This window comes from Novacetimonas cocois (genome assembly GCF_003311635.1).
GTDB lineage: Bacteria > Pseudomonadota > Alphaproteobacteria > Acetobacterales > Acetobacteraceae > Novacetimonas > Novacetimonas cocois.
Window position 1 is genome coordinate 15,145 of sequence record NZ_QEXL01000006.1, and the last position, 12,027, is coordinate 27,171.

7 protein-coding genes are annotated in these 12,027 nt (G+C 68.1%); all 7 read right to left on the reverse strand.

The window, feature by feature from the left end; translation table 11 throughout:
• Positions 1 to 66: 66 nt before the first annotated feature.
• Positions 67 to 1,335, reverse strand: coding sequence for a glycosyltransferase family 4 protein (locus tag NJLHNGOC_RS05460; protein ID WP_113595594.1), 1,269 nt, complete (start codon positions 1,333 to 1,335; stop codon positions 67 to 69).
• Positions 1,336 to 1,434: 99 nt separating this feature from the next.
• Entirely contained in the window at positions 1,435 to 2,670 is a 1,236-nt protein-coding gene (locus NJLHNGOC_RS05465; protein ID WP_113595488.1) for a hypothetical protein, read from the reverse strand.
• An 85-nt stretch (positions 2,671 to 2,755) separates the two neighbouring features.
• A complete protein-coding gene (locus NJLHNGOC_RS05470) occupies positions 2,756 to 5,791 on the reverse strand; it encodes a glycosyltransferase (RefSeq protein WP_113595489.1) in 3,036 nt (1,011 codons plus the stop codon).
• Positions 5,778 to 7,577, reverse strand: a complete 1,800-nt coding sequence (locus NJLHNGOC_RS05475) for a tetratricopeptide repeat protein (protein ID WP_113595490.1) — start codon at positions 7,575 to 7,577, stop codon at positions 5,778 to 5,780. The genes NJLHNGOC_RS05470 and NJLHNGOC_RS05475 overlap by 14 nt, the downstream gene beginning before the upstream one ends.
• Before the next feature lie 12 nt (positions 7,578 to 7,589).
• The gene (locus tag NJLHNGOC_RS05480) at positions 7,590 to 9,089 is read right to left on the reverse strand and encodes an HlyD family type I secretion periplasmic adaptor subunit (protein WP_113595491.1); all 1,500 of its coding nucleotides are present in this window, start codon (positions 9,087 to 9,089) and stop codon (positions 7,590 to 7,592) included.
• Positions 9,086 to 11,347, reverse strand: coding sequence for a peptidase domain-containing ABC transporter (locus tag NJLHNGOC_RS05485; protein WP_113595492.1), 2,262 nt, complete (start codon positions 11,345 to 11,347; stop codon positions 9,086 to 9,088). The genes NJLHNGOC_RS05480 and NJLHNGOC_RS05485 overlap by 4 nt, the downstream gene beginning before the upstream one ends.
• A gap of 77 nt (positions 11,348 to 11,424) precedes the next feature.
• Positions 11,425 to 11,844: a P-loop NTPase family protein gene (locus NJLHNGOC_RS16130; protein WP_113595493.1), complete on the reverse strand. Its 420-nt coding sequence runs from the start codon at positions 11,842 to 11,844 to the stop codon at positions 11,425 to 11,427.
• Positions 11,845 to 12,027 lie beyond the last annotated feature (183 nt).

A 12,027-nucleotide genomic window follows, 5' to 3' on the forward strand; every position in this document is an offset into this window, starting at 1 on the left:
GCCGGACGGGGTGGCGCGGCATGTCCCGCGCCGCCCCGTGGCCCATCCGTTCGTGCGCGCCATGGCTCAGCCCATATCGCGGCCCATATCGCGGCCCATGTCGCGCGCGCGTATTTCCCGTCCGGTCAGGCGCGCCACCAGCGTCATGTAGCGCGTCATGTAATCCCCCATGTCCAGCGTGCGCACGGCCTGCGCCCGGACATTGGTGCGCAGCCGCCGCGCCAGCTTCCGGTCCTCCAGCAGTTCCAGAACGCCCTGCGCGACACGCCGGGGTTCGAGAAAGGGGACAAGGCGGCCGGTTTTTCCATCCCTGAGGAATTCCGTCACCGGCGGGGTATCGCTGCCGACAATGGCGCACCCGCATGCCATGGCCTCACGCAGGGACCATGACACCACGAACGGATATGTCAGATAGACATGCGCATCCGATCGCTGCAGCAGGGCGCAGAACAGGTCATACGGCAGCCGACCGACAAAATGGACACGGGCGGGGTCGATCCATGTTCCCAGCTCCCCAAGCATGTGCTCGCGCCAGCAGCCATGGGCGGGGGGCGTGCCGTAACTGACGCCGTCGCCACCCACCACGATCACCCGCGCATCCGGCCGGCCGGCCAGGATATGGGGCAGGGCGCGCATGAAGACGTGAAACCCGCGATAGGGTTCAAGGTCGCGCGCCACGTACGTCACCAGTTTCTCATCCGCGGAAACATGGACATCGCCCAGCGTAAACGGACGGCCCTTGGCCTGTGGATCGGGACGGCAGCGTGTCAGGTCCACCCCTTCGCGCAGCAGGGTGATGCGTTCGCGCGCCCATGGGGGATAGGTATCGCGCTGGAAACGTGTGGGGGAATGTCCCCACCCCGGTAGTGCAAGCGCCTGCAGGTTGAGGGTATTGCGAAGCCGTACCATCGGCGCGGATGTCGGGGAAAAAGGGAATTCAGGGTCGAATCCGACATCCAGCCCGCAGGGGTGATAGAAGAATTCGAAATATCCCAGCATCGGCACGTCCGGATAGACATCGCCCAGATCCAGCAGTTCGCCCCAGCCATGATGGCCGATAATGATATCGGGCGTGAACCCCAGATCCCGCAGCGCGCGCGCGGCCCGCGCCACCTGTGCCGCGCGTTCCGTCGCGCGGGCGATTTCCCCCACGGGGGGCGGGCCGCCAATGGGCACGGCCGGGGGCATGCGGTATCCCACGCGCCGCACGCCCGGCATCGCGCCGTGTCCCGTTTCGCTGATGAAGACAATTTCATTGCCGCCCTGCGCATGCAGGTGGCGCAGCAGATGAAGGAACTGCCCGGGGAAATTCTGGTGAACGAACAGGTATTTCACCTGTCGCGCCCCCGGATGGCCCACGGGATGGCCCATGGTCCCGCGCGGCGCGGCCACGGGCCTGTCGGCGCCTGATGGAACGGCATGACGGCGTGCTTTCTAGTTCCGGCGTCGGGCGGTGGCCTTCCTGCGGGCCTTCAGCAGCGCCACCCGCGACCCGGGGGCCTTGCGGCCACGGCCGGGATGGATTTCATCGGGCGTGAGGGACGCGGGGTCCGTTTCGGTTGCGGCGGCGTTCCCGCGGGCATCCCGTTTGCGCGTGCCGTCCTTCGCGGCGGCTTTTCCGCGTGGGGCCGCCCTGGCTTCGCGCGGCGTGTCGAGGGGCATGTCAACCGGCGCTGTGGCTGGCGCAGCCGTCGCCTGCGGCGGGGTTTTCTTGCGGGTGGGGCGGCGGGCGCGACGGGGGCGTTCGGCCACCGGCGGCTTCGCCGTGGCGGGGGCATCCGTGGCATCCAGCAGTTCCAGCACCTCGCGCGTGTCCGCGACGGCCTCGGCCGTGTCTTCCGGCTGTGACGCGCGCGGCGTGATCTCCACCACGAAGGCCTCCAGCGGCGCAAGGTCATCGGACATGGCGGCGATGTCTTCCACCGGGCCCACGCGGCTGCCATCGACGAAGGTGGCGGTCAGGCGGCAGGTGAATTTTTCCGCCGCTTCCCCCCGCAGGTGCACCCGCAGCCCCAGCAGCGGAAGCGCCATGCCCCGGCTGCCGCAATAGGAACCGCCCTCCACCCACGGGGAAAACCATCCCTGACCCAGAACGGCCTGATATTCGATCTCGTCCGCGGGGATCATGTCATCGGGCAGGATGGAAAATCCCTCGATCCATGCCCGGCTGCCAACCTTGCCCATCCATGCGCCACAGGGCACGTGCACGTCGCCCCGACGCTGGATATGGGCGATCACGCCGCCGGCGGCGGGGGCCGGGGTGATGGCGGCGGTTGCGGCCGGGGGCACCGGCGCGGGGGCGGTAAAGGAGGGGGCTGCCGGTTTCGCCGGCGTGTACAACCGCGCGACCTGCAGGTTGGGCCGCGTTTCGGGACAGGCGGGATCGTGATAGGTCGTGACCAGCACGCGCGCCGGCCGCCCGTCCACCCGGATCAGCGCCGCGCCGCGATCGGGACCCAGCCAGCCATCGTCATCAAGAGCGCGGATCATCACGGCGGCGTCGGGATCGGATGGCGCGCGCGTGACGCGCACCCCCGACAGCCCCGTCCCGCCGGCGGTTTTCCGATGCGCGGGGCCGGGGGCGTGAAAGACGCAGAATGTTCCCGGCTCCAGCAGCATCAGGTGCGCCGCGACGCTGACATTGACGATCCGGTCCGCCTGTCCGCTCATGCGTGGAGATCCCGCTGGCGGGGGTGCGGTGCGGGGCTGTCGCCCATGGGGCATGTCGAAGGTCGGGCATATGCCGCATTACGGATCAAGGCCGGATTTCCCCTCTTGGCTGTGTCGCGTCTCGTACTCGTGCGGCCACGTCCGCCGGTCGGGACGGGGGCGTGACCGGGGCATAAGACATGAAAAACATGTTCAATTGGTGAACGCCCATCGACAGCGGAACGGTGACGCCGCGTTGCGTGGCCTGGATGCGTTGTGCCACGGCCCCGATGTCGAACGACACGCAGGCCAGCCCCGCCCGCCAGATCAGCCCCAGCGTGAAGCACCATGTTTCGGGGCAGACGGACGGGACGAACCCCACATCCGCCTGCTGCGCGCGGACAAGGGCCAGCGCGTCCGCGTCATCGTAACGCCCGGTGATGAACACATGGCCCGTGCGCAGCAGTTCCGCGTCATCGCTGCTGTATCCCGCGATGACATATTCCACCGGCAGGTCATGCGCCTGTGCGTCGCGTGCGGCGTCGCGAATGATGTCGAACCCCTTTTCGGGGCCGATCGCCCCGGCCACCAGAACCCGGACCCGATGCGTGCGTGGGCGGGGCGGGACGTGAATGCCGGGGGGCAGGGGCGTGGCCGCCACCAGGTTTCGCAGGGAAAGCGCGGGACGATCATCCTCGGGCGGGTGGACATGCAGCTTCTGGGCGGGGAAATATCGCGCCAGCCGGCGCGTCACGTCGGACGAGGGCGCCATGACCTGCCGCGCCGTCGCCATGTCATCCCCGAAACGCTGGCGCAGCCCTGCTACGGTCGTGTCATCATGATCCAGCAGGCTGCCCAGTGTCGCGACACAGGTGGCGCAGCCCTGCGGGCCGGGTTCGCCGCAATACCGGCCGGATGGCCCGACCAGCGCGATGCGCGGGCATATCCCGGCATAATCATGCACGAACATGTCGTAAGGGATGCCAAGTGCGTCGCACAGTTCGCGCAGCCGCGTCCCGTGGCCCAGCGCATGATGCCATTCCATGTTCCGCACGCCCTCCGCGTGCAGGAATGCTACCAGCGCTCCGCGTTCCACGGGCCACTGGAATTCCAGTGGCGGAACTTTCAGGTCCGGGTCATCGGGGTCGGGACTGTCATCCTCGATCCGGAAGCCCGTGCCCGTGCGGGCGGGGCGCAGGATCAGCGGACGCACCCCGCGCGTCCGCCACATGCGCGCGCGTTGCGCGATCACGCGTTCCACCCCGCCGGTCATGGCATGGGTGGCAAGGAGGACCGCGCGTGAAAATCCCCGCGCGCGCGCCATGCGCCGCCAGAGCACGACCCCCATGCGCCGTCGCGCGGAGGCGAGTGGATCGCGCGTTACATGATCTGCGATCAACGCGTCATAACCGGGATAAAGCCGGTTGATCATCCACAGGTTGCGCTGCGTCAGCGTATGGCGCGCCAGCCCGAACGACGCGCCCCCCACATGGCCGACAAACGCGCCGGGAGCGGCCATGTGCCGCCATCCCAGACGGGTGGCCCGCATGCAGAAATCATTTTCCTCGCCATATCCCTGCGCGAACAGGTCGGTACGCAGCCTTCCGGTCCGTTTCAGGCAGTCATGGCGGATGAACATGCAAAAACCGTGCGCGGTCGGGATATCCACCGCCCGTCCGGCATTGGCGGTGCGGGCCGCATCCATCAGCATGCGCACCTGCCGCGCATCCGGGGGGGACGCGGCGCTGTCATGCGCGTGCGGATCGGGCCATGTCAGGATGGTGGCATCGTTGGACAGGGGCGTGACGGTGCCGGTGTCGGGCCGGCCATAGGCCACATCTGCCAGTTCCTCCAGCCATCCCGGCGCGACGAGCGTATCGCTGTTGAGCAGGATGACATCGCCGTCCCCCGCATGTTCCAGCCCCGTATTGACCGCGTGGGGAAAGCCCATGTTCGTTGCGTGGCGCAGCAGCGTGATCGCGCCCTTTCGCGCCAGATGGTCCAGATCACCCGCCAGCAGGGGATCGGGGGTCGCATCATCCACCACGACAACCGACATCGCCGGGCCGGCTGCGGCGGGTGGCGTGGCGCCAAGGACACTTTCGATACATGCAAGCGTCAGGTCGCGACCGCCATAAACCGGAATGATGACATGGATGGTTCCGCTGCGTTGCGGGATGCGACGGCGCGGCCGCCCCGCGCGCATCGTGCCCGCCGCGCGTGGTGCGGGCAGCGGGCCGAGTGGAAGCGGACTGCCCGCAAGGTCGCGCCCGTCGGATGTCCGCACGTGAATGGCGCCGGTCGATGGCAGGCGGGCGCGTGGGATGTGAAAGCGGCGTGGCCGCGCCAGTGGCGGCAGGCCGGGACAGGAAAACAGCTGTTGCGTCGCCCTGACGGGGGGCAGGATCAGGCGCGCCTGCGCATCGCGGACGAAAATGCGCGGTTCATGCTGCGGGTCGGCGGGATGCCATGCCCATCCCTCGACCCCGCTGTCATCAAGGCGGACGGCCCCGACGGTGCGGCAGATGATGGCGGGCTGCAGGGGACTGCCCAGCAGGTCATCGCCATGCGCGTTAGCGACCATAAGGGTTCCGGCCCGTCGCGCGGCGGGCGGCAGGGCGCATGTCGTGTCCGTCAGGCGATGGCGGCGCAGGTCCAGCGCCCGTTTTCCCACAAGGACGCGCGGATGGGTCCCGGCGCGAAGCCCCCCCCAGTGCAGGACGCCATCGCCCGTCATCCCCACCCATCCGGGCAGGTCCAGCGCACGGCAGACCTGCGCGGCGCAGGTGGCGATGGCGGGGTCGAAGCCATGCCGGGACAGGACGTGGGCCGTGGCGTCGCGCGCCGCCTCCCACCGTGCAAGGGCGATATGCGCCAGGGCAAGCAGCGTCCAGCCTTCGCGGAAATCGTGGCGTCGGGTCAATGGCGCCAGCAGGTCGATGGCCCCTTCGTGATCGCCGGTGCCCATGCGACCCATCGCCAGCGCGAACTGGATGTCCGCGTCATGTGGCGCCATGCGCCATGCCCGTTCCAGCCAAGGCTGTGCGATCGCGTCCTCTGCGCGTGCGATCAGGTCCTGGGCATGGCGCAGGGCGGCATGTGCATCCCCCTCCGTAACGGCGGGGGGATCATCTGGCGGCATGCATGCCTTCCGCCCCGACTGGGTCCGGTGGCAGGCGGGCGAGTTCTTCGCCGGCCTGTGTCACGCCCTGCGCCTGCGCCCGGTGCAGCCATGCGCGCGCCGCCGCGATGTCGGTCACGCCAGCCAGCCCCCGGCCGAGGTAGCGGCCCATCATCAGTTGCGCCAGCGCGTTGTCCCGTCCCGCGGCCTTTTCAAACCACTGCTGCGCCTGCTGCCGGTCGGGCGGGACGTCATGGCCGCCGCCATACATCGCGCCAAGGGAAAACATGGCATCCACATGGTCCTGACGCGCCGCGAGGTGATAGAGCGACAGGGCCCCCGCATGATCGCGCGGTCCGCCCAGTCCGGTTATCCGCATCTGGGCCGCCGCGACCTGCGCATCCGCCATTCCGCTTCTTGCGGCGTCATCGATCCACTGCCGCGCCGTGGCGGGATCGGCGGGAATGCCCTGTCCCCGCAACAGCATGCGCCCGTACCAGTACTGCGCGTTGACGACCCCCGCCCGTGCTGCCTCGTGCATCCATCGTGCGGCCTGGGCGGGATCGGGCGTGCGGCCAAATCCGTCGAGAAGGCATTTGGCGTAATTGAACGCGCCGACAGGATCGCCATTGCGGGCGGCGTGGGCGAACCCGTCTGCCAGGGCGCGCTGTTCCGTTCCTGCCCGTGCATCGTCATCAGGGGCAGGGGGTTCCGCGTTGCGGCTCAGTATGGCGGCAAGGTCGGTCAGCGCCGCGTCGTCGCCGCATGCCGCGGCCTGCCGCAGCCAGTGTGCCGCCGCGTGCGGGTCGGGCGCTGGGATGCCCCGCCCCGCCATGCACATCAGCGCCATCATGCGGCAGCCATCGGCATGCCCCCCCATCGCCGCGCGCCGGTACCATGACACGGCTTCATGGTCGCTTGCCATTTCGGCAAGGCCCCGGGCATGCAGGTCCCCCACCACAAGGGCGGCTTCCAGATCTCCCCGTAGTCCCGCGCGGCGCAGCCATGTCTCGGCGCGCATGATGTCGCGTGCCACCCCGCGCCCGCGCAGCAGCGCCATGCCATAACGCGCGCAGGCCGGGCGGATGTCCTGTTCGGCGGCGATGGCATACATCCGCGCCGCCGCCACGAGGTCGACCTCCCCGCCGCGCCCGCTTTCATGCAGCATTCCCAGCACGTAGCACGCGCTGCCCAGCCCTTCCTGCGCCGCGTGGCGCAGGGCGGTCATCGCGGCCGCCGCGTCCGTTTCCAGCCGGGCAAGGCCCAGCCCCAGATATCCCTGCGCGCATCCCGCCCCGGCGGCCATGCTGCTCCAGTGCTGGGCCGCCGCGCCGTCGCGCACCTCTTCGGGACCATTGGCCAGCAGGTAGCCATACAGCGCCTGCGCCTCGACCATGCCTTCTTCCGCCGCGCGTCCCACCCATCGTGTGGCCGTGACGGGATCGCGCGCGGGGGCTGCGCCCGGCCCGTTCGCGCCCGGCAGGACCGCCGCCGCCGGGTCGTCGGCGCAGGGAATGTCCAGCAGCATCAGCACGCCAAGGGTGAAGCATGACTGTGCATGTCCCGCCTCGGCCGCGTGTTGCAGCCAGCGCGCGCCTTCGGATACGCTCAGCGGCGTCCCCGTGCCATCCAGATAGGCCTGGGCCACGCGGAACTGCGCCTGTGGCATGCCATCGCGCGCCATCTGCCCCAGCATGGCGAACCCGCGCGCGTGTTCGCCGCGTTCCAGCAGGTGGCAGGCGCGGGCATAGGCGGCCTCTGGCGCGATGCCCGTGAAAAAGCGGTCGAAAAGGCGTGAGATTTTCATGGTGTCAGCGGATCAGGGTTCGCGCATGCCATCTGTCATCGCCGGGATCAGCCGGTTGAGCAGGTACTGCATCATGGTGCGCCGTCCGACATGGATATCCGCCTCGACCGGCATGCCGGGCTGCGGGTGGAAGAAGGAGGGCACCCCATGCAGGGTATAACGGTCGATCACCAGCCGCACCCGGTAATAGGCCGCCTGCGGATCGCCCGAGGCGCTGGCGCCCTGCTGCGCCAGCATGCCGCCGTTATTGCCGCCATTGCCTTCGGCAAAGGAATCCGCGCTGATGACGCGCACGGTTGCATCCGCGCCGCCATACTGGGTGTAGGGAAAGGCCGCGAATTTCAGCAGCGCCCTGTCGCCCGGACGGACATAGCCGACATCCAGCCCGCGCATCATCGCCTCCACCTCCAGCCGGCCATCAACGGGGATGAGCGTCATGAGGGGGGAAGCCACCTGAAGCACCGATCCGGTGGACAGGCGCGCGATGCTCAGCACCACGGCGTCCTGGGGCGCGCGCATCTGCACCAGCGTATGGTGCAGGAGCGCCTTGCGGTAACTGCTGTCGGCATCGGCAAGGTGATGCTGCGCCGCGCTGAGGTCCTGGTACACCGTCGCCTGCCAGTTGCCGATATAGCCGTCGCGCTGCGCCTTCATCGCGTCCAGCCGCGCCCGCGTCGCGTCGGCGTCGTGACGGGCGGTGATCTGGGAGCGCACGATTTCCATCAGGCTGTCCTGCGAGGCGAGGGTGGACAGGCGGCTGCCGACCTGTTCGTGCTGCAGGCGCACGCGCATGTCGCGCACGTCGGTGGCGACCTTCGCACGGGCGGCATACATGGCCGTGCTGGCCTCATATCCCTGCAGGTCGCTCTGCAGGCCCGCGATCTGGCGGTCGTAATTGGCGACCTTGGCGGAATATTCGGATTTGCGCCGCATGAAATCCGCCGCCTCCTGTACCGAGGCGGGATCGGACATGTCGGGGGCGTAGTCATGGCCCGCGGCCTCCGCCGTCAGGCGGGCGATTTCCGCGCGGTAGGCGGCGGCCTGCCTACGCATGTTTTCCACATCGGCGTCGCTGATCGTGGGGTCGAGCTGTGCCAGGATGTCGCCCTTGTGGACGACGTCGCCCTCATGCACGTTGATCGAACGGATGATCGAGGTTTCCAGCGGCTGCACCACGATGGTGCCATCGGCCGCGACCAGCCGCCCGTTCGTCGTCACCACCCGGTCCAGCGGCAGGAAGATCATGACCAGCAGCCCCGCCAGGGCAAGCCCGCCGATCAGCCACGTGACATACAGTGCCGCGTCCTGTGGCGGCATGTCGATCAGGGCCGCGCTGGGGGAGTAGAATTCCAGCAGGCCGGGCGGCATGGGCGCGGGCGTTTGCGGCCCGTCGGTGGAGGGAAGCAGCCGGGCGAGCTGACGCCGCGCGTTCCCGCCCGTTTCGCCGGACGGGGTGCCGCTGTCGTTGCCATCATGGGGGCCATCATGGGGGTTCACGTCGCGCTCGCTCATGCCTCGGGCTCCTCGATGGATGTCAGCATGCCGTCGGCCGGCGCGTCGGGATTGCCGGAGGCGGAGGGGTTGCGGTTCTGCTGCGTCCACAGGGTGCGATAGATCTCGCAGCGTTCCAGCAGGATCGCGTGCGGGGCGATATCGACCACGTGCCCATGATCCATCACGCAGATCTGGTCGCACTCCACCAGTGACGACAGCCGGTGGGAGACGATGACCATCGTGCGCCCGTGTGCGAGGCGCTGGAGGTTGGCGTTGACCAGTGCCTCGCTTTCGGGATCAAGGGCGGAGGTGGCTTCGTCGAGGATCATCAGGCGCGGGTCGGAAATCACCGCGCGCGCGATGGCCAGGCGCTGGCGCTGGCCGCCGGAAATGTTGGTCGAGCCTTCCTCGATCCATGTTTCATAGCCTGCGGGCATGCGTTCGATGAACTCTTCCGCGCCGGCAAGGCGGGCGGCGCGGACCACGGCCTCCATCGTAAGGCCGGGACGTCCCGCGACGATGTTGTCGCGGATGGTGCCACGGAACAGGAAATTGTCCTGCAGCACCACGCCGCAGGAACGGCGCAGGTATGTCAGGTTGATTTCGCGCAGGTCGATGCCGTCCAGCCGCAGGAACCCGGTATAGGAACGGCTGACCCCCTGAAGCAGGCGGGTGATCGTCGACTTGCCCGATCCGCTGCGCCCGACCAGCCCCAGCATGGTGCCGGCCGGGACATCGAACGTGATGTCCGACAGGGCGGGCGATGGCGCGCCGGGATAGGTGAAGGAAACATCGACGAATGACAGCGCGCCGTGGATCGGCGGCCGCATGCCCGATGTCAGGGCCTGCGTTTCGGTCGGGCGGTTCAGGACGGATCCGGCCTCGCCCAGCGAGGCACGGACATCGTTGATGTCGTCGATCAGGCGCGCCATGCCCACCAGCGGGGCGGCCACGCGCCCGCCCAGCATGGTGAACGCCATCAGGGCGCCCGCCTCCAGCCCCGAGGAGGTCGAGGTGATCGCAAGATAGGCCCCGATCAGGATGACGCCGCGATTGATGAACATGTCCAGCGGCATTACCATCATGCTGATCCAGTTGCTCATCCGTCCCGATGCCAGGGTGGCACGCACCACTTCGGCGGTGCGTTCGTCCCACAGGTGGCGGCGGGTGGGCTCCAGCGCCAGCGTCTTGATGGTCCGGATGCCCGCTACCGTTTCATACATGGTCGAACTGCGCGTCATCTCCGCATTGATCTGGCGTGTCAGCAGCCGCCCCATCGGCGCCATGCCGATCACGACGACCAGCCCGATCGCGCCCGCCGCCGCGATCGTCATCCATGCCAGCGCCGGACTGAGCCAGAACAGCAGCGGCATGACCACCACCAGCGTGAAAAGGTCCAGAAAGGTGGACAGCAGCCGCCCCGTCATGAACTGCCGCACCTTGTAGATGGCGGAAACGCGGCCGATGACGCTGCCCGTCTGCTCGCGCTCGAAGAATTCCAGCGGCAGGGCGAGGAGCCGGTCGAACACCGCAAGCGAGATGCGGGTATCGAGGCGCGTGCTGATGACCAGCGTCAGTTCCCGCCGCGCATAGGTCAGCACGATTTCATAGAAGCTCATGACGATGAGCAGGCCGGTGATCGACACCAGCGTCGCCATCGAATGGTAATTCACCACCCGGTCGATCACCTGCATGACGATCAGGGGCGGAAAAATCGCAAGCACGCTGATGACCAGCGAACCCAGGATGATGTTACGCAGCAGGGAACGTTCCCCCCGCACGAGGTTCCACAGCCACGTGGCGTCGATGGGCGGTTCGCCGCGGTTGCGCCCGGCATGGGCGCGCACCAGCAGGACATCGCCCGTCCATGCCTGCTGCATGCGCAGTTCGTCCACCGCGACCGGGGGGGCGCCATCGGGGGCGAACGGATCGATCAGCCAGACGACCCCGTCAACATCATCCGCCCCGACCATCAGCCCGGCCGATCCGTCACTGAACATCAGGACGATGGGCGGCACGTCGCGCATGTGGACCAGTGTCGACCATTGCAGGCGCATGCCACGCGCATCCAGCCCGTTTTCCTCCAGCCAGCGGGCAAGGGCCGCGACGGAGGGAACATCCTCGCCCGGTTCCGCGCGGTAATCGTGCGGGTCGAGGTCAATCCCATGAAATTTCGCCGCCCGCACCACCGCCTGCAGCCGTATCGTAACGGGTGAGGGACGTGTATCCTCCGGTGGGGGAAGGGCGGGATCTGTCTTCGGGTCCAGATAGCCCACGGCGATCCCCTGCTTGCAAGACTTTGGCCAGATGAAGGCTGTAACCTAGGTCCAGAAAGCAAAATGTTTCTTAACGCCTATTCCTTTTCATTCCCCGTGTTCATCCCCGTGGACGCATCCATGCGATAGCGGGCGCGCACCACAAGGTCCGCCGTCATTTCCTGTCGCAGGGTGGCAAGGCGTGCTGCATCCGCCACGACGACCACCCGCCCGAACCACGGCAGGGCGCCTGTCGCGCGCCTGCGGAACAGATCGCCCAGCAGGCCGGCCAGTCCCTGGCCGCGCCCGGTGCAGCAGGCGCATCCCCCGCCATGGGAAAAGAGGCCGGTCGGGGGAGTGAACGGCACGACGGCGCCCCAATGCGCGTGCGTGTCGATGTCCCCCATGTCCTGGCCGACGGTGACGAGTACGGTGTCCGCGTCCGCGACGGGCGCGGTGCCGCGGGCGCACAGTTCCAGGGCGATGCGTCCGTCATCATGTCGTGCAGGTTCATGCATGCGCGGTGGTCCTTCGGATCGTCATGGTGTCATACTGTGTGGCGACCTATGGCCGCGAAATGCGTTACGCCCGCAAGCCGGAACTGGACAGGCACGTGCGGGTAAGGAATTAAGTGGGCATGAACCGGCATGTTTGCGATGCCCCGGGGCGGGACCATCTTCGCATGCCGGCCGGTTCCGGTG